A 16073-nucleotide genomic window follows, 5' to 3' on the forward strand; every position below is an offset into this window, starting at 1 on the left:
TGCCGTCGTCATCCGCGCCTCCCTCCCACACGAAGTGTTAGGAAGGGCCCCTTCCTATACACGAGGCGTTAATAAGGGGCCCTTCCTTTCACTTTCATCGGTGTTGAACCGTTGGGGGCGGCGGGCCGTACCTGTGGGGGAAGGGAGTAGCCCATGAAGCGCCTGACTCCGTTGCTGACCCTCCTGTCGGGGGCGGTGACGGCTGCCGTGCTGTTCACAATGAGTGCACAGGCATCCCCGCCGAGCACCCCACCCGCGGCCGGAAACGGTCCACCGGTCGCAGCGCCGGCTGCCGAGGCCGAGCCGGAGGCCGACGCCGGAGCGGACGCGGCGGAACAGGATCCCGCCACCGCCCGACCGCCCGGAACGTCACCGCCGACCAAGCCGGGCGAGTCATCGGCCGGCACCGAGGTCGCCTCGGTCGAACAGAACTGGATCGGCCAGCTGGAGAACGGCGCCGTCATCGCGATCACCGTCAAGAACGGCAAGGCCGAGGCGTACGTCTGCGACGGCCGCAGCATGGAGGTGTGGCTGTCCGGCACGGTACGAGACGGGAAGATCGAGCTGACCGGCAAGGACGCGAAGCTGAGCGGCATCATCCGCGGCGACAGCGCCAGCGGTGAGATGATCATTGGCGTACGCCGGTGGAAGTTCACCGCCTGGCCCGAGGACGACCTGACGGACGAGCCGAAGGTCAAGTCCGGTTCGGTCACCAGCCCGGCGATCTACCGCGCGACCGACGACGCCCGCAAGGCCGGCATCGACGGCGGCTGGATCTTCCTGCCCGACGGCACCCAGATCGGCATCGTCACCTGGAACGGCAAACTGATCCCGGCGCCGCCGCTTGATCCCGCCTTCTACAGCACCCTGGTAAACGGAGTCACCCTCACCGCCGAGCCGGTCGTCCCCGGGGCACGGTGATGGCCGAGCACCGCATGGGCAGCGTACGCACGATGCCGCGCCGCCCACCCGAGCCCGCCGTCGAGGTGCTGCGCGACTTCGGCAGTTCTCCGCCGAGCGCCCAGCGGCGGCGCCCCTCGCTGCTGGTCCCGATGATGGTGGGGGCGGGGGTCGCGGTGGCCCTGGGGGTCTACGGTCGCACCCACACCCCGACCGGGATCGCGGTGAACGTGGCCGGTTTCTCCTCGCCGTTGACGGTGAAGGTGTGGTTGGGCACCGGGGCGGCGTTCTTCGCCGTCATCCAGTTGCTCACCGCGCTGTCCATGTGGGGCCGGCTCGGCGGGTTCTCCCCGTCCTGGGCCGGTGCGGCGCACCGCTGGTCAGGCCGGGTCGCGTTCCTGCTCACCGTTCCGGTCGCCGTGCACTGCCTGTACGCGCTCGGCTTCGCCGACTACGACACCCGTACGCTGCTGCACTCCCTGCTGGGCTGTTTCTTCTTCGGGGCGTTCGCCACCAAGATGTTGATCCTGCCCAAGCGTGGACTCGCCGGCTGGGTGCTGCCGGTGATCGGCGGGGCCGTGTTCGTCGCCCTGACCGGCATCTTCCTGACCTCGTCGGTCTGGTACTTCACCACGTTCGGCTTCCAGCTCTGATCCTGCGGAAAGGCACCCCCAGATGAACCACGAGCAGGCCGGCTGCTGCCGGTCACGACGGGCCCTGCTGGCCGGCACCGGCGCGGTCGGCGTGGCCGCGCTGACCGGCTGCGCGACGTACGGCCAGCCGGCGGCGGCCCCGCCCCCGCCGGCCGCCCCGTCGGCCGGCACCGCGGACCCGTCAGGCAGCGGTGCCCCCGACGACGGGGACGCCGGTGCCCCGGCGCTGGCCACCCTGGCGGACATCCCGGTCGGCGGTGGACAGATCTTCGCCGATGTGGGCGTGGTGATCACCCAGCCCACTGCCGGCACCATCAAGGCGTACTCGGCAACCTGTACGCACCAGGGCTGCACGGTCACCTCGGTCGACGACGGCGTGATCACCTGCGCCTGCCACAACAGCGTGTTCGATATCGCGGACGGATCGGTACGCAGCGGACCGGCGGGCGCCCCGCTGCCCGCCGCGAACGTCACCATCGACGGAGACGCCATCCGGCTGGCCTGACCCGGCCGCCCGCGACAAGCGAACACGGTAGACGCGGCCCACCCAGGCCCGGGCCGCGCGGGGCCGTCCGGGGTGCCTCCCACCTCGGACGGCCCCTGCCTCCCCACCCCATCCCCCGGGTCAGCCGCCGTTGACGGGGTGGAACCGCTGGACGGAGTGGCGGGCGCGGGCGGTGCGGTTGGTGACCGGGGCAACGGCGTCGAACATGACCCGCCCCAGCGCCGCGTGTGCCCGTACGGCCGGATGCGTGCCGCCGTAGTTGTCCAGGTCACCGAGGGAGTCGGCGAAGAACGCGTAGGTCAGCGTCGGTGCGCCGGCCGCGTCGAAGACGATGCCGGCCTCGTGCCGGGCGGCGCCACGCGAGTCGTAGTCCGCGCCGTACTTGGTGGCGACCCGGCTGCGTTCCGCCGAGGACATGTCACGGCGGACGCCGTCGTGGTAGCCGTTGATCCAGCGCAGGATGCCGAGGAGGAAGTCGCTGGATCGGGTCGACAGCAGGGTCTTGTTGGCCAGCCGCCAGAGCAGGTCGTGGGTCTCCCGCGGGGTGGTGACCCCGAGAAAGAACCGGTTCGGGTTGGCCACCGGCTCCACTCTGGTGTGCGTGAAGCCCTTGGCCGCGAGGATCTGGTTGATCTCCAGCGCCGGCACCACCCGGCCACACATCCGCACCGCCGTGTTGTCGGAGACCAGCAGCAACGCGGTGAGGAAGTTCGCCACGGTGACCTCGTCGCCCCAGACGGTCTGCAGGAAGTAGATCCCGCTGCCACCGAGGATGATGTCGGCGGTCAGGTCGAGACGCTGGTCGAGCCGCAGCTCACCCCGGTCGATCTTGTCCATTACCGCGACGGCGACCGCGACCTTCTGCACGCTGTAGCCGTGCGTCACCCGGTCGGCGTCGTCCGCCAGCACGGTCTGCAGTGCACCGGCGGCGTCGAGCATGGCGACGTGCGAGTGCCACACGCCGCCCGCCCGCGTCTTCTGCTGTTGATACGTACGCCGAATCAGCTCCTGCGGCCCGACGGGCGTGGACGCGGCCGGGGCGGCCCCGGCGCCATCAGCGGTGTCGACCGCCGGGCCGTTGGGCGCGGCGGTGGCCGCACGCGGTGCCGCCACCAGTGCCGCCGTCGCCGCCCCGATGCCGATGGCGGCCCGCCGACTCACCTGCTTGGGCATTGCCACTCCCCCTGACTCTCGTGTCCGACCGGCGAACGCCGGCATCCGGATACACGCTTCCACACAGGTGAGGCTGGTCATAACGGGTGGACCGGGCCCCGTCACCTGCCCTAGCCTCAGCGGCAGGTCATGAGCGCCAGCGCCAAGCCCCGGCTCGCTGGCCGGCAACCCTCGTCCGCGCAGGGGTGCCCCGGGTGAGGACCAGGCATCGGAGCAGGCTCCGATGCAAGCGTGGCCTGGTTTCCCAGGTCATCACGACCTGGAGGAGAGCCGTGCCGCATCGCAGTCGTACCCTTCCTGTCGCCCCCGGTGCGGACCTGACCCGACGCCGGCACATCGACATGATGCGAGTGTGCAGCACCGCGTGTAGCTGACCGCGCCGGTCGCATGACCGATCTCTGATTTCCCCACGATCCGTTCCAGCGGTCCGTCCCACGGCGGACCGTCGGTGTGGCACGTCCGTGCCCGCCGTAGCTCAACCAGGAGACACCTGTGCGAATCCTTCCTGCCCTGACCCGGGTCGCCGCCGTCGGCGTCGCCGCCATCCTCGGCGCCGCCACCCTCACCGCCTGCGGCTCGGACTCTGCCGGCAGCACCGCCGACAACCCGTACAACCTGCTCCAGCCCGGGGTGCTGCGGGCCGGCACGCTCACCGACGCTCCGCCGAACATCTATCTGAAGGACGGCAAGTTCACCGGGTTCGACAACGACCTGCTGGTCGCCGCCGCGGACAAGCTCGGGCTGAAGGTGGAGTTCGTCGGCACCGACTTCTCGGCGTTGCTGTCCCAGGTGAACACCCGCAAGTTCGACATCGGCAGCTCCTCCATCACCATCACCGAGGCGCGGAAGAAGACCGTCGACTTCGGCAACGGCTACGATTTCGGCTACTTCGGCCTGAACGTCCCCGCCGGCTCGGCGCTGAGCAGCTTCGAGGAACTGCCCGGCAAGCGGGTGGTGGTCGTGCAGGGCACCGTCCAGGACGACTACGCCTCCACCAAGGGCCTCGACCCGGTGCGGGTGCCCGACTACAACGCCGCGATCAACCAGCTCAAGGCCGGTACCGCCGATGCCTGGATCGCCCCGGCCGAGATCGGTGAGAAGACCGCCGCGGACAGCGGCGGCAAGATCAAGGTGGCGGCGACGGAACTCAGCCCGGCCCCGACGGCGTACGCCTTCGCCAAGGGCAACGACGCGCTGCGCGAGGCGCTGAACAAGGCGCTCGACGAGGTGATCGCCGACGGCACCTGGACCCGGCTCCAGGAGCAGTACTACCCGGGCCGGCCGATCCCGGCCGACTTCACCCCGGGCAGCGGCAACGTGACCCCGCCGTCGGCATCGGACGGTTCGGTGGCGCCGTCGGCGTCGGCCGCTTCCTGAGTAGGACGACGAGCGAGCCGGGCGGAGGTTGACCGTGGATCCGTTGCGCACCCTGTGGGAGACGTTCTTCGACTGGGAGTCGATGCGCGAGGCGCTACCCGAGATGATCACCGTCGGGTTGCCGAACACGCTGATCCTGGCGGTCACCGCCGCCCTGCTCGGATCGGCGCTGGGCATCGTGCTGGCCGTGGCCGGCATCTCGCGTACCCGATGGTTGCGCTGGCCGGCGCGGGTCTACACCGACGTGTTCCGCGGCCTGCCGGCGGCGGCGACGATCCTGCTGATCGGGGTCGGCCTGGCCCCGCTCGGCATGCAGGTGTGGGGGCCCAACCCGTACCCGCTGGGCATCCTGGCGCTGTCGCTGATCGCATCGGCGTACATCGGTGAGATTTTCCGGTCCGGCATCCAGTCGGTGGAGGCCACCCAGTTGGAGGCGGCCCGCGCGCTGGGCTTCTCCTGGGGCGAGGCGATGCGGAGGGTGGTCATCCCGCAGGGCATCCGGCGGATCCTGCCGGCCTGGGTGAACCAGCTGATCGCCCTGATCAAGGACTCCAGCCTGGTCTACTTTCTCGGCCTGCTGGCCAGCCAGCGGGAACTGTTCCGGATCGGGCAGGACTACGCGGCCAACACCGGCAACCAGTCCGCGCTGCTGCTGGCCGGGCTGTTCTACCTGGCACTGACGGTTCCGCTGACGCACGTGGTCAACTGGATCGACGGGCGGCTGCGGCACGGGCGGCCGGCGACCGGGCCGGCCGACGACGACCCCGACGACCTGGACCTGGCGCTGCCCGGCGCCGCCGGAGGCAACCAACGATGAGCAGATCGGTCAGTCTCAGCCTGCGCGACGTACATCTGGCCTTCGGGCGCCACCAGGTGCTGCGCGGAGTCGACCTGGACGTGGCCCAGGGCGCCACCGCCTGCGTGATCGGTCCGTCCGGGTCGGGCAAGTCGACTCTGCTGCGTACGGTCAATCGGCTCCTCGAACCGGACCGTGGCGACGTGCTGTTGGACGGGCGCAGCGTGCTGCGCGACGACCCGGATGCCCTGCGGCAGCGGATCGGCATGGTATTCCAGCAGTTCAACCTCTTTCCGCACATGAGCGTGCAGCGCAACATCACCCTCGCGCTGCGGCGCATCCGCAAGCTCGGCGAGGACGAGGCGGCGGCGATCGCCCGCGAGCACCTGGACCGGGTCGGGCTGGCCGCGAAGGCCGACGCCCGGCCGGCGCACCTGTCCGGCGGGCAGCAGCAGCGCGTCGCCATCGCCCGCGCCCTGGCCATGCAGCCTCAGGTGATGCTCTTCGACGAGGCCACCTCGGCGCTGGACCCGGAACTGGTCAAGGGCGTACTGGCGCTGATCGCGGACCTCTCCGCGCAGGGCATGACCATGGTGGTGGTGACCCACGAGATGGGCTTCGCACGGGAGGTCGCCGACACCGTCGCCTTCATGGACGCCGGGGTGGTGCTGGAGGCCGGCGAGCCGGCCGCCGTCTTCGAGTCGGCCCGGCACCCCCGCCTGCGCCGCTTCCTCTCCCAGGTGCTGTGACGACACGCTGGACCGGCGGCCTGCTGCTCACCGCCGAGCGGCAGTTATCGGGGCCACCACCCGTCGGCTGCGGGTCCGGCCCGCTGCACCGGGCTCGCCACCGGGCCTGCCGACCAGGCCCGCTGCACCGGGCTCGCCACCGGGCCTGCCGGTCAGGGCCGGCGGCTGGCGAGGATGGCGAGGGTCTCCCGGCGTACCTCGTCCGGCTCTCGTAGGAGACGCCGGTGGGCGAACCGGACCACCAGAATGCCCACGGTGGCGAGCAGTGCGTCACGCCGCAGGTCGACCTCGCGCTGGCGTCGATCACCGTGCGAGGCAGCACCGTCCAACTCGATATCGACCCGCTCCCGCTCGGCAAACAGGTCGAGGTACATCGTCCGCTGCCGCACCCGGACGCGGACCTGCCGTCGTAGGGCTGGCATGCCAGGACCGATGAAGACCCGGTCGTGCCCCCATATCTCGAGCGGACTGCGGCAACCGGCAGCGAGCCGGCCCACAAGGCCGGAGAGTTCGCCCCGACCGGGAAGCTTCGGCACGAGCGCCAGCGCGGAACCGAGCCGTTGGGGCGTGGTCCGGCGATCGTTGACCGCCTGGATGACCGGCCCGACCCGGTCGTCGACAGACAACACAGGCCATGCCGCCACCAGCGCGTCCTCGATCGGAGTGACCGGCACACCGCAGCGCACCAAGACCTGCGGTGGTAGCGGCGTGAACGCCGTGCGGTGGTGCACCACCAGGTGCGGCCTGCTCCGCAACGCCGCGTCGACAGGGACGTCGAGGTGCAGCGGCTCGCCCGGCAGCTGCTGGCGCAGCCCGTGCACGTCCAGCGCGGTGAGCGAGCTGAAAGCCGCCCGCCCGTCGGCGTATGCCAGCACCGCCCGTCGGGCAACCTCGGGTGGCACCGCCGCGAGCGGGATCGGCGGGAGCGGGCTGGTGAGCAACCTCCCGTCGACGTAAACCGCCGGCAGCACCCGGCGCAGCAGACCATTGCGGTACCCGCTTCGCAACGTCCACGGCGGTACGACCTCAAGGGCTTGGGCCCGGGTCACCACCCCGCCACTGGCATCGAGAAGGTCCCGGAGCACGGCATCCATGGCATGGAGCCTGCTGCGTCCGACGACCGTCCGCCGCCCCCTGTGGACAGCCACCGCTGGTGTGCACAACCCCCGCACCCGGCCCCGGTTGTGCTATGAGGGGTGGTTGATCGTCTGCAGTTGAGTGACTCTCATCGCGGCGTGTCGAGTCACTGAACTGCAGACGATCAAGAGCCGCTAGCTGGAGCTAGCTGGGGGTGTCACGGCGGCGGAAGGTGACCAGGCCGGTGAGCAGCAGGGCGGCGGCGACGGCGGTGAGGGCCGCAAGGGGCAGCAGCGCGAGGTCGGCGGCGGGCACCGAGGGGACGTGTGTGTAGGGCGACAGGTTCAGTGCGGCCTGCGGCAGGTCGAGTACCGCGCCCAACTGCCCGAGCAGCAGGAACACGATCAGCAGCGCCCAGCTCAGCGCGATCGACCAGCGCGGCAGCGCGCCGAACAGGACGGCCACCACCCCGGCGACCACCAGCAGGGCGGGCATCCGCACCAGCGCCGCTTTGCCCAGCTCGGCGGCCCACCCGATCGGTTCGCCGACGGACAGCCCGTAGCCGAGGCCGGTGGTGACCCCGGCCAGCAGCATCAGCGCCAGCGCGCCGAGCACGGCGCCGAGCACCTGCGTACCGAGCCATCGGGTCCGGCTGACGGCCGTGGCGAGCAGTGCCTCCAACACACCGTCGGACTCGTCGTTGCGGGTCCGTAGCAGGGCCTGCACCACGTACGCCCCGATGGTCAGCGCGAACAGCCCGAGCATCGCGGCCAGGTACGCGTCGACCAGCTCCGATCCACCGCCGAGCTGGGCGATCGCTTGGGCCGCCTGTGGATTGTCGGCGATCATGGCGTCCACCTCGTGCCCGGCCACGCCCATGCTGAGACCGAGCACCGCCACCGCGACGGCCCAGCCGGCCAGCGCGCCACGGTTCAGCCGCCAGGTCAGCCCGACCGGGCTGAGCAGCCCGGCGGTGGCCCGCGCCGGCCCGCGCCGGGCGGCAAGCAGACCGGCACCGACGTCGCGGCGTTCGGCCAGCGCGAAGGCCACGGCGACCCCGACGACGAGCAGGGTGACCGGCAACGCGAGGGCCCACCAGCGCTCCCCGCCGAAGGCCCGCACCTGGGTGCCCCAGCCCAGCGGGGAGAGCCAGGTCGGCCAGGCGCTGTCCAGCCGGACCCCGCCGGCCTCGCGTTCACCGAGCACGTCGCCGGCGGCCCGCAGCAGGAACGCGACCCCCACCGTGGCGGCGGCGAGGGCATTGCCGCCCCGGGAGGTGACGGTGAGTTGAGCGGTGACGGCGGCGACGCCGGTGAAGGCGACACCGACCCCGCCGATCGCCGCAGCGGCGGCCATCGAGCCGGCCACCGGCAGTCCGGCGCCGACGAACGCCGCCGCGAGCAGCCCGGCAGCCAGCACGTTGGCGCCGACCACGACCACCAGGGCGGCGGTGAGCAGGGCGTACCGGCCGACGGGGGAGGCGCCGAGCAGTTCCGCCCGCCCGGTCTCCTCGTTCTGCCGGGTGTGCCGGATCACGGCGAAGGTGCTGAGCAGCGCGGAGAGCAGGGCCAGGGTGAGGTACGTCTCGGTGACCACCACGGCGCCGAGTTCGGTGCCGGCGATCGGGCCGTTGAACGCGCGGGCGACCACGCTGGTGACGGCGGTCTCGGCGTACCCGAGGCGGGTCTGCTTGTTCGGGTAGAGGCCGGCGACGCTCTCGGCGAGGGCGTACCCGATCAGGGGCGTGCCGAGCACCCAGATCGCCAGCCGGACCCGGTCCCGGCGCAGCGCGAGCCGGACCAGCCGCGATGTGCCGGTGAAGCCGCTCATCGGGTGCCGCCGACGGAAGCGGACCGGCCGTTGGCGGTGTCGCCGTAGTGCCGCAGGAACAACTCCTCCAGAGTGGGCGGTGCGCTGGTCAGCGCCCGAACCTCGAACCGGACCAGGTGAGCGAGAAGGGAGTCGAGGTGCGCCGGCTCGACCTCCAACCGGACCCGGCCGTCGACCGGGCGGACCTCGTGCACCCCGGGCAGGTCATCCAGGCCCGTCAGCGGGTGTACGGTCTCGACGGTCACCGTGGTGCGGGCGAGGTGACGCAGTTCGGTGAGGGTGCCGGCCTCCACCACACGGCCCTCCCGGATGATGCTGACCCGGTCGCAGAGGGCCTCGACCTCGGCGAGCACATGACTGGAGAGCAGTACGCTCGCACCGGCCCCGGTAAGCTGACGGACCTCCTCCTGGAACACCGCCTCCATCAGCGGGTCCAGCCCCGAGGTGGGCTCGTCCAGGACGTACAGCTCGACGTCGGAGGCGAAGGCGGCGACGATCGCCACCTTCTGTCGGTTGCCCTTGGAGTAGGTGCGGCACTTCTTCGTCGGGTCCAGGTCGAAGCGGTCGAGCAACTCGTCCCGGCGCCGCTGGTCCAGCCCGCCGCGCAGCGCGCCGAACAGGTCGATCGCCTCGCCGCCGGAGAGGTTGGGCCAGAGATTGACGTCACCCGGCACGTACGCCAGCCGCCGGTGCAGCGCGACCGCGTCGCGCCACGGGTCGCCGCCGAGCAGCCGCACCTGCCCGGAGTCGCGGCGCAGCAGGCCGAGCAGGATCCGAATGGTGGTCGATTTGCCGGAGCCGTTGGGCCCCAGGAAGCCGTGCACCTCCCCCGGTTCCACCCGCAGGTCGAGCCCGTCGAGCGCGCGCACACCGCCGAAGGTCTTGACGAGGTTCTCGATGGAGATCACTGACATGGGTGCCTCTCCCGTCGGGCCGGTATCGACCCCACTGTACTGACCGATGGAAAGGAACTGTCGTCGGCGTTCCTTTCCGGCGGTCAGCAGCAGCTAGGCTGAGGGCATGACCTGGGCGAAGACGGACGGCACGCGCAGCCGGATCCTGCGTACCGCGCTCGAACTCTTCGCCGCACAGGGCTACCAACGCACCTCGCTGCGCCAGATCGCCGAGCGACTCCGGCTGACCAAGGCCGCGATCCTCTACCACTTTCCCAGCAAGGGGCACCTGCTCACCGCGCTGGCCGAACCCATGGTCCGCGACCTGGAGGCGCTGGTGGAGACCGCCGGCGCACTGCCGCTTGAGCAAGCGAGGTGGACGCTGTTGGAGGGCTGGGTGGACAGCATGCTCGAACATCGTGGCCCGCTCGGCATGCTCTTCCACGATCTCGCGCTGGTCGAGCGGGGCAGCACGTACCACCGGCTGGTGCGGATCGCGATGCGGGCCAGCGAGATCGTCGCCGGACCGGACGCCCAACGCCGTGAGCGGGTCCGCGCCGTGCAGGCGATCGCCATGTGCAGCGACCCGGTGGTGTTCCTGATGGACGTGCCCGCGCCAGTGCTGCGCGTCGACATGCTCGACGGTGTCCGCCGCCTGCTGAACGCCGGCCCGCCCGACACCGCCGATCCACCCGACACCACTGGCCGACACCTCGCCACCAACATCGCCGACCCACATGGCACCGCCGGCCCACACCTCACCGCCAACATCGCCGACCCACGCGGCACCGGACCACCCGGCACCGCCAGCCCGGCCGATACCGCCAGCCCACACGACACCGCCAGCCCGGCCGATACCGCTGGCCCGGGCGATGTGGCGACCGGCGAGCAGGTATCAGCCGATGCACCGGCCCCTGCACGCGTCGCCATCCCGCCGTCGGCACGGACCGGCCGGCGGCGGCCCGGACGTCCACCGGCAATGACCTCGGAGCAGGCGCGAGCCGCCCGTCGGATGCACGCGGCCGGCACTCATTCGGCCGACGAGATCGCCGCCGAGTTCGGCGTGTCTCGGGCGACCGTCTACCGCTATCTCGATTCAGCACAGAATAGTGAGACTGTTCTGAGAGAGTTTTGAGACGGTCGGGAAGTGTTAATAGGGGGCCCTTCCTCTACACCAGGCGTTAAAAAGGGGCCCTTCCTTACACGATGTCGATCCAGTCGAGGGTGCGCTGGACCGCCTTGCGCCAACCGGCGTAGCCGGCTGCGCGCTGCTGCGGCGACCAGGTCGGCTGCCAGCGCCGACTCTCGTTCCAGTTCTCCCGCAGTTCGTCGGTGTCCCGCCAGAAGCCGACGGCCAGGCCGGCGGCGTACGCCGCGCCGAGGGCGGTGGTCTCGGCGACGACCGGCCGGCTGACCGGCACACCCAGGATGTCCGCCTGCAACTGCATGCACAGGTCGTTGACGGTGACCCCGCCGTCGACCTTGAGGCACTCGAGGGGTACGCCGGAGTCCTGCGCCATCGCCTCGGCCACGTCCCGGCTCTGGTAGCAGATCGCCTCCAGAGTGGCCCGGGCGATGTGGGCGTCGGTGTTGTAGCGGGACAGCCCGACGATGGCTCCCCGGGCGTCGGAGCGCCAGTACGGGGCGAACAGGCCGGAGAAGGCGGGCACGAAGTAGACCCCGCCGTTGTCGTCGACCTGGCGGGCGAGGTGCTCGCTCTGCCCCGCGCTGCTGATGATTTTCAGCTGGTCGCGTAGCCACTGCACCGCCGAGCCGGTGACGGCGATGGAGCCCTCCAGAGCGTAGACCGGCGCCGCGCCGGCGAACTGGTAGCAGACGGTGGTGAGCAGGCCGGCCTTCGACCGGACGATCTCGGTGCCGGTGTTGAGCAGCATGAAGTTGCCCGTACCGTAGGTGTTCTTCGCCTCGCCCGGCGCGAAGCAGACCTGGCCGACGGTGGCGGCCTGCTGATCGCCTAGGTCGCCGGTGATCCGCACCGGCCCGCCGAACGGGCCGTTCGGCAGGGTGCTGCCGTAGCTGTGCGGGTCGGAGGAGGCGACGATGCGCGGCAGCATGGCGCGGGGGATGTCGAAGAAGGACAACAGTTCGTCGTCCCAGTCCAGGGTTTCCAGGTTCATCAGCATGGTGCGGCTGGCGTTGGTGGGGTCGGTGACGTGCGCGCCGCCGTCTGTGCCGCCGGTGAGGTGCCACAGCAACCAGGTGTCGGTGTTGCCGAAGACCGCCTCGCCACGTTCGGCCGCTGCCCGGACACCCTCGACGTTCTCCAGGATCCACTGGATCTTGCCCGCGGAGAAGTAGGTGGCCGGCGGCAGGCCGGCCTTGCGCCGGATGACGTCTCCCCGGCCGTCGCGCTCCAGCGCGGCGGCGATCCGGTCGGTGCGGGTGTCCTGCCAGACGATCGCGTTGTAGTAGGGCCGGCCGGTGCGCCGGTTCCACACCACGGTGGTCTCCCGCTGGTTGGTGATGCCGAGGGCGGCCAGGTCGGGCGCGGCCAGGTTGTGCGTGTTCAAAGCCGTCCGCACGACCGTCTGGGTCCGTTCCCAGATCTCCACCGGGTTGTGCTCCACCCAGCCGGCCCGGGGCAGGATCTGCTGGTGTTCGAGCTGGTGGCGACCGACCTCGTTACCGCTGTGGTCGAAGATCATGAATCGGGTGCTGGTGGTGCCCTGGTCCACGGCGCCGACGAAATCGGTCATGCACAGTCCTCTTGTCGTCCTGGGTCGCGCCCGCGCCTCCACCTTCTACCGGTAGCGCTGCGCGCGCTTTGCTTCAAGCCACGCAATGCTTCTCGCCGGAATCCATTGCGTGGGTTGAAGCAGAGCAAAGCATGGCGCGGGGACAGTGGCCACCGCAGCCCGCAGTGCGGGTGCGGGTGCGGGTACGGGTGCGGGCCACCGCAACGCCCCAGTGCGGGCGCGGGCGCACCGCGACGCCGCGGCGTCGGCCCGGACCCGATCGCCGGCGAGCACCCGCGTCCCTGCCGCCGACGGCATTGCCGGGGGGGTGGTGGCGTGATTGTGCTGCCCGATGCACTCCGGGATACTCATCGGGTGTCAGAAGAGCAGCCCTCGGCAGCCGGGGCACCACCCGCCGCCGCATCCCCTTCCGACCAGAAGGCAAATAATCCGGAGCCGGCGAAAGAATCCCCATGGTGGAAGAATCCGGCCATAGCCGTACCGGCAATCATCGGGATCATCGGCGTCGTGGTTTCCGCATATCTTGCACTCAATCCTCGGGCCGCACCGGAAGTAGACAACGCAACGCTCTGCCGGGAGAAACATTCGGATGCGCGAGAAGTGCCAGTCGAAGCCGAGGGGCAGTCGCCGAGTCGGTTCTCGGGTTGCGTATGGCCTCCGGTGCTAGGAGCAGACCCCGACGGCTACTGGACCGTTCAGGTGCGGGAGTTCGAGATACCCGGGAGTTACGCTGCCCAAAAATTCACCACAATACAGGTGTTCTCGACCTCATGCTTCGCCCTGACGCTGGACTATCGCTTCTTATCGCAAGGAACGGTCGCCCATTCACGGTTCACAGTGGACACCGTTCAGACGGTTTCAGGTTATGACGGCCAGGTCCTGAACCTGTACGCTGAAGTCCCAGATCCGCCCCAGGAGGTCCTGCAGGCTCAGGACACGCATTTGATTGTCCTCATCAATTCCAGATATACGCTGCACCGGGTCAGGTGCACGGATTCCGACGCCGAGGAATGATGGAGATCGACATCGCCGTCGTCGGGGCCGGCTTCGGCGGCCTGGGCGCGGCCATTCAGTTGCAGCGGGCCGGCTTCACCAACTTTCTCGTCTTCGACCGGAGCGACGACGTCGGGGGTACCTGGCGGGACAACACCTACCCCGGTTGCGCCTGCGACGTGCCCTCGCACCTGTACTCGTTCTCGTTCGCCCCCAACCCGTACTGGTCGGACACCTTCTCGGGGCAGCAGGAGATCTGGGACTACCTGCGCGGCTGCGTGGACCGCTTCGGCGTACGCCCGAGGTTGCGGCTGCGTCACGAGCTGCGCCGGGCCGACTGGGACTCCCGGCGCGGACGCTGGCGGCTGGACACCTCCGGCGGCGCGTACCTTGCCCGGGTGCTGATCTGCGCCACCGGGCCGCTCAGCGAGCCGGCCGTGCCGGACCTGCCCGGCCTCGACGACTTCACCGGCACCGTCTTTCACTCCGCCCGTTGGCGGCACGACCACGACCTGACCGGTCGCCGGGTCGCGGTGATCGGCACCGGCGCCTCCGCCGTGCAGTTCGTGCCCCGCATCCAGCCGGTCGTGGCGCGGCTGACCCTGTTCCAGCGCACGCCCGCCTGGGTGATGTCGCGCCGATCGCGCCGGATCACCCGGCTGGAGCAGACCCTGTTCCGCCGGCTGCCCGCCACGCAGCGCGCCGCCCGGGCCGGGGTCTACCTGGCGCGCGAGGCGCTGGCCGTCGGCTTCCTCCATCCCACGGTGAGCCGGCTCGCCGCCCGGCGCTCCCTGCGCAAGCTTCGTCACGAAGTCGCCGATCCGGGCCTGCGCGCCACCCTCACCCCCGACTACGCCATCGGCTGCAAGCGGGTGCTCCTCTCCGACGACTACTGGCCGGCCCTGACCAGGGGCAACGTCGACGTGGTCAGCGCCGGCATCAGCCGGATCGCCGCCGACGGGCTGGTCACCGCCGACGGCGCATACCACCCGGCGGACACGATCATCCTCGGCACCGGCTTCCGCGTGACCGACCCACCCGTCGCCTCCCGCATCCACGGCCGGGGCGGGCGCACCCTCGCCGAGGCGTGGACGCCGAGCATGCGGGCGTACCGGGGCACCGGTGTCGCCGGCTTCCCCAACCTGTTCTTCCTGCTCGGCCCGAACACCGGCCTCGGGCACACCTCGGTGGTGCTGATGGTCGAGGCACAGCTGCGCCTGATCCTCGCCGCCCTGCGCCACCAGCGTGCCACTGGCGTACCCGCCATCGAGCCCACCGCCGAGGCACAACGGCGCTGGACCGAGCGGGTCGACCGGCGGATGCGCGGCACCGTCTGGCAGAGCGGCTGCGCGAGCTGGTACCTCGACGCCAGCGGCCACAACACCACGATCTGGCCGGGCTACGCCACCGGCTACCGGTGGCGGCTGCGCCGCTTCCGCCCCGCCGACCACCAGGCCGTCGAGATCGGCGGCGCAGACCGAGACCTGGAGCGATCCGATGCGGTATGACCTACACGGTAGGACCATCCTGATCACCGGTGCCGCCCGCGGCATCGGTGCCGCCCTGGCCCGGGCCGCCGCCGCACGGGGTGCCCGCGTCGCGTTGGTCGGCCTGGAGCCGGCGCTGCTGCGCGAGGTGGCACGGGAGGTGGACGGGCACTGGTACGAGTGCGACGTCACCGACCAGGCGGGTCTGCAGGACGCCGTCAGCTCCACGGTGCAGCGGTACGGTGGCATCGACGTGGTGGTGGCCAACGCCGGCATCGCCAATCTCGGCACGGTCGCCAGCGGGCCGGTGGACGCCCTGGTACACACCATCGACGTGAACCTGTCCGGCGTGGTCCGTACGGTCAGCGCGACGCTGCCGCACGTGCTGGCCGCCCAGGGCCACGTGCTGATCGTCTCGTCGGCGGCGGCCTTCGGCGCGATGCCGGGCATGGCCGCGTACTGCGCCTCCAAGGCCGGGGTGGAGCAGTTCGGCAACGTGCTGCGACTGGAGAACCGCCGGCACGGGCTGACCGTCGGCACCGCCCACCCGATCTGGATCGACACCGACCTGGTCCGGGACATCCGCGAGGACTTCCCGTCGTTCCGGCAGGCGCAGCGCAAGCTGCCCTGGCCGCTGTCCACCGTGGTCAGCGTCGAGCGCTGCGCCGACGCGCTGCTGCGCGGCATCGAACGGCGCCGCCGCAAGGTCTACGTGCCCCGCTCGATCGCCCTCGTCCAGGCGCTACGACCGGTGGTGCTCAGCGGGCTGGCCGACGCGCTGATCACGCGGTTCGGGGGCGGCGAACTGGCCGAGCAGATGGCCGACGAGGTCCGCCAGCACGGCCGGGCCTTCGGCCGTACCTCGGTCGGGAACCGGCACTGAGCGCTCGGCCCGCCGGATCAGTGTGGGCGGAACAGACAGA

The 16073-nt window shown here is 70.8% G+C and carries 15 protein-coding genes, 1 pseudogene and 1 riboswitch; of the genes and pseudogenes, 11 read left to right on the plus strand and 5 right to left on the minus strand.

The annotated features are described in order from the left end of the window. Window positions 1-153: 153 nt before the first annotated feature. The 3 genes from Vqi01_RS00005 to Vqi01_RS00015 all read left to right on the plus strand — a co-directional run bounded on the left by Vqi01_RS00005 (window position 154) and on the right by Vqi01_RS00015 (window position 2058). Window positions 154-921 (plus strand): hypothetical protein, encoded by a 768-nt coding sequence (locus Vqi01_RS00005; RefSeq protein ID WP_204031696.1) that lies wholly within the window; start codon window positions 154-156, stop codon window positions 919-921. 131 nt (window positions 922-1052) lie between these two features. After that, window positions 1053-1553 carry a DUF6529 family protein gene (locus Vqi01_RS00010; protein WP_239098079.1) on the plus strand — a complete coding sequence of 167 codons (501 nt, stop codon included), beginning with the start codon at window positions 1053-1055 and terminating at the stop codon, window positions 1551-1553. A gap of 22 nt (window positions 1554-1575) precedes the next feature. Continuing rightward, window positions 1576-2058 carry a Rieske (2Fe-2S) protein gene (locus Vqi01_RS00015; RefSeq protein WP_204031699.1) on the plus strand — a complete coding sequence of 161 codons (483 nt, stop codon included), beginning with the start codon at window positions 1576-1578 and terminating at the stop codon, window positions 2056-2058. A gap of 120 nt (window positions 2059-2178) precedes the next feature. On the opposite strand, the gene Vqi01_RS00020 is transcribed toward Vqi01_RS00015, so the two are convergent. Further along, window positions 2179-3231 (minus strand): serine hydrolase, encoded by a 1053-nt coding sequence (locus tag Vqi01_RS00020; RefSeq protein ID WP_204031701.1) that lies wholly within the window; start codon window positions 3229-3231, stop codon window positions 2179-2181. 125 nt (window positions 3232-3356) lie between these two features. Continuing rightward, a riboswitch (SAM riboswitch) is annotated at window positions 3357-3469 on the plus strand. A 254-nt stretch (window positions 3470-3723) separates the two neighbouring features. Here Vqi01_RS00020 and Vqi01_RS00025 point away from each other — a divergent pair. The 3 genes from Vqi01_RS00025 to Vqi01_RS00035 are packed head-to-tail and all read left to right on the plus strand — an operon-like array spanning window position 3724 to window position 6153. Then, window positions 3724-4608, plus strand: a complete 885-nt coding sequence (locus Vqi01_RS00025) for an ABC transporter substrate-binding protein (protein WP_204031703.1) — start codon at window positions 3724-3726, stop codon at window positions 4606-4608. 34 nt (window positions 4609-4642) lie between these two features. After that, window positions 4643-5425 carry an amino acid ABC transporter permease gene (locus Vqi01_RS00030; RefSeq protein ID WP_204031704.1) on the plus strand — a complete coding sequence of 261 codons (783 nt, stop codon included), beginning with the start codon at window positions 4643-4645 and terminating at the stop codon, window positions 5423-5425. Further along, a complete protein-coding gene (locus Vqi01_RS00035) occupies window positions 5422-6153 on the plus strand; it encodes an amino acid ABC transporter ATP-binding protein (protein WP_204031706.1) in 732 nt (243 codons plus the stop codon). Before Vqi01_RS00030 ends, Vqi01_RS00035 begins: the two co-directional genes overlap by 4 nt. Window positions 6154-6305: 152 nt before the next feature. Here Vqi01_RS00035 and Vqi01_RS00040 read toward each other — a convergent pair whose 3' ends face one another. The 3 genes from Vqi01_RS00040 to Vqi01_RS00050 all read right to left on the minus strand — a co-directional run bounded on the left by Vqi01_RS00040 (window position 6306) and on the right by Vqi01_RS00050 (window position 9974). Beyond that, window positions 6306-7247 carry an endonuclease domain-containing protein gene (locus Vqi01_RS00040; RefSeq protein WP_204031708.1) on the minus strand — a complete coding sequence of 314 codons (942 nt, stop codon included), beginning with the start codon at window positions 7245-7247 and terminating at the stop codon, window positions 6306-6308. 187 nt (window positions 7248-7434) lie between these two features. Further along, window positions 7435-9060, minus strand: coding sequence for an ABC transporter permease (locus tag Vqi01_RS00045; RefSeq protein ID WP_204031710.1), 1626 nt, complete (start codon window positions 9058-9060; stop codon window positions 7435-7437). Beyond that, window positions 9057-9974 carry an ABC transporter ATP-binding protein gene (locus Vqi01_RS00050; protein WP_204031711.1) on the minus strand — a complete coding sequence of 306 codons (918 nt, stop codon included), beginning with the start codon at window positions 9972-9974 and terminating at the stop codon, window positions 9057-9059. Before Vqi01_RS00050 ends, Vqi01_RS00045 begins: the two co-directional genes overlap by 4 nt. A gap of 106 nt (window positions 9975-10080) precedes the next feature. Here Vqi01_RS00050 and Vqi01_RS31490 point away from each other — a divergent pair. Together Vqi01_RS31490 and Vqi01_RS31495 are read left to right on the plus strand one after the other, a co-directional pair. Further along, window positions 10081-10237, plus strand: a pseudogene (locus Vqi01_RS31490) (helix-turn-helix domain-containing protein); the annotation flags it as partial. Window positions 10238-10452: 215 nt separating this feature from the next. Further along, window positions 10453-11088, plus strand: coding sequence for a helix-turn-helix domain-containing protein (locus Vqi01_RS31495; RefSeq protein WP_372444279.1), 636 nt, complete (start codon window positions 10453-10455; stop codon window positions 11086-11088). A gap of 64 nt (window positions 11089-11152) precedes the next feature. Here the strand turns inward: Vqi01_RS31495 and glpK are convergent, their stop codons facing one another. Continuing rightward, on the minus strand, window positions 11153-12670 hold the full coding sequence (gene glpK / locus Vqi01_RS00060) for a glycerol kinase GlpK (RefSeq protein ID WP_204031715.1): 1518 nt from the start codon (window positions 12668-12670) through the stop codon (window positions 11153-11155). Between the two features lie 315 nt (window positions 12671-12985). Between glpK and Vqi01_RS00065 the strand changes: the two genes are divergently transcribed. Genes Vqi01_RS00065 through Vqi01_RS00075 form a run of 3 tightly spaced genes read left to right on the plus strand, consistent with a single transcriptional unit; the run spans window position 12986 to window position 16033 of the window. Next, window positions 12986-13684 carry a hypothetical protein gene (locus Vqi01_RS00065; protein ID WP_204031717.1) on the plus strand — a complete coding sequence of 233 codons (699 nt, stop codon included), beginning with the start codon at window positions 12986-12988 and terminating at the stop codon, window positions 13682-13684. After that, complete coding sequence (locus tag Vqi01_RS00070; RefSeq protein ID WP_204031718.1) at window positions 13681-15171, plus strand: flavin-containing monooxygenase; 1491 nt, start codon at window positions 13681-13683, stop codon at window positions 15169-15171. Before Vqi01_RS00065 ends, Vqi01_RS00070 begins: the two co-directional genes overlap by 4 nt. After that, on the plus strand, window positions 15161-16033 hold the full coding sequence (locus tag Vqi01_RS00075) for an SDR family oxidoreductase (RefSeq protein WP_204031720.1): 873 nt from the start codon (window positions 15161-15163) through the stop codon (window positions 16031-16033). Before Vqi01_RS00070 ends, Vqi01_RS00075 begins: the two co-directional genes overlap by 11 nt. The last annotated feature ends 40 nt before the right edge of the window (window positions 16034-16073 follow it).

The sequence above is a fragment of the Micromonospora qiuiae genome (genome assembly GCF_016863555.1).
In the GTDB taxonomy this organism is placed as follows: Bacteria; Actinomycetota; Actinomycetes; order Mycobacteriales; family Micromonosporaceae; genus Micromonospora; species Micromonospora qiuiae.

Bases quoted from the DNA above. Each gene is read 5' to 3' on its own strand.
- Vqi01_RS00015 (WP_204031699.1), top strand. From the start codon at position 1,576: ATGAACCACGAGCAGGCCGGCTGCTGCCGGTCACGACGGGCCCTGCTG.
- Vqi01_RS00045 (WP_204031710.1), bottom strand. From the start codon at position 9,060: ATGAGCGGCTTCACCGGCACATCGCGGCTGGTCCGGCTCGCGCTGCGC.
- glpK (WP_204031715.1), bottom strand. From the start codon at position 12,670: ATGACCGATTTCGTCGGCGCCGTGGACCAGGGCACCACCAGCACCCGA.
- Vqi01_RS00020 (WP_204031701.1), bottom strand. From the start codon at position 3,231: ATGCCCAAGCAGGTGAGTCGGCGGGCCGCCATCGGCATCGGGGCGGCG.
- Vqi01_RS00075 (WP_204031720.1), top strand. From the start codon at position 15,161: ATGCGGTATGACCTACACGGTAGGACCATCCTGATCACCGGTGCCGCC.
- Vqi01_RS31495 (WP_372444279.1), top strand. From the start codon at position 10,453: ATGCGGGCCAGCGAGATCGTCGCCGGACCGGACGCCCAACGCCGTGAG.
- Vqi01_RS00005 (WP_204031696.1), top strand. From the start codon at position 154: ATGAAGCGCCTGACTCCGTTGCTGACCCTCCTGTCGGGGGCGGTGACG.
- Vqi01_RS00035 (WP_204031706.1), top strand. From the start codon at position 5,422: ATGAGCAGATCGGTCAGTCTCAGCCTGCGCGACGTACATCTGGCCTTC.
- Vqi01_RS00050 (WP_204031711.1), bottom strand. From the start codon at position 9,974: ATGTCAGTGATCTCCATCGAGAACCTCGTCAAGACCTTCGGCGGTGTG.
- Vqi01_RS00040 (WP_204031708.1), bottom strand. From the start codon at position 7,247: ATGGATGCCGTGCTCCGGGACCTTCTCGATGCCAGTGGCGGGGTGGTG.
- Vqi01_RS00010 (WP_239098079.1), top strand. From the start codon at position 1,053: ATGATGGTGGGGGCGGGGGTCGCGGTGGCCCTGGGGGTCTACGGTCGC.
- Vqi01_RS00070 (WP_204031718.1), top strand. From the start codon at position 13,681: ATGATGGAGATCGACATCGCCGTCGTCGGGGCCGGCTTCGGCGGCCTG.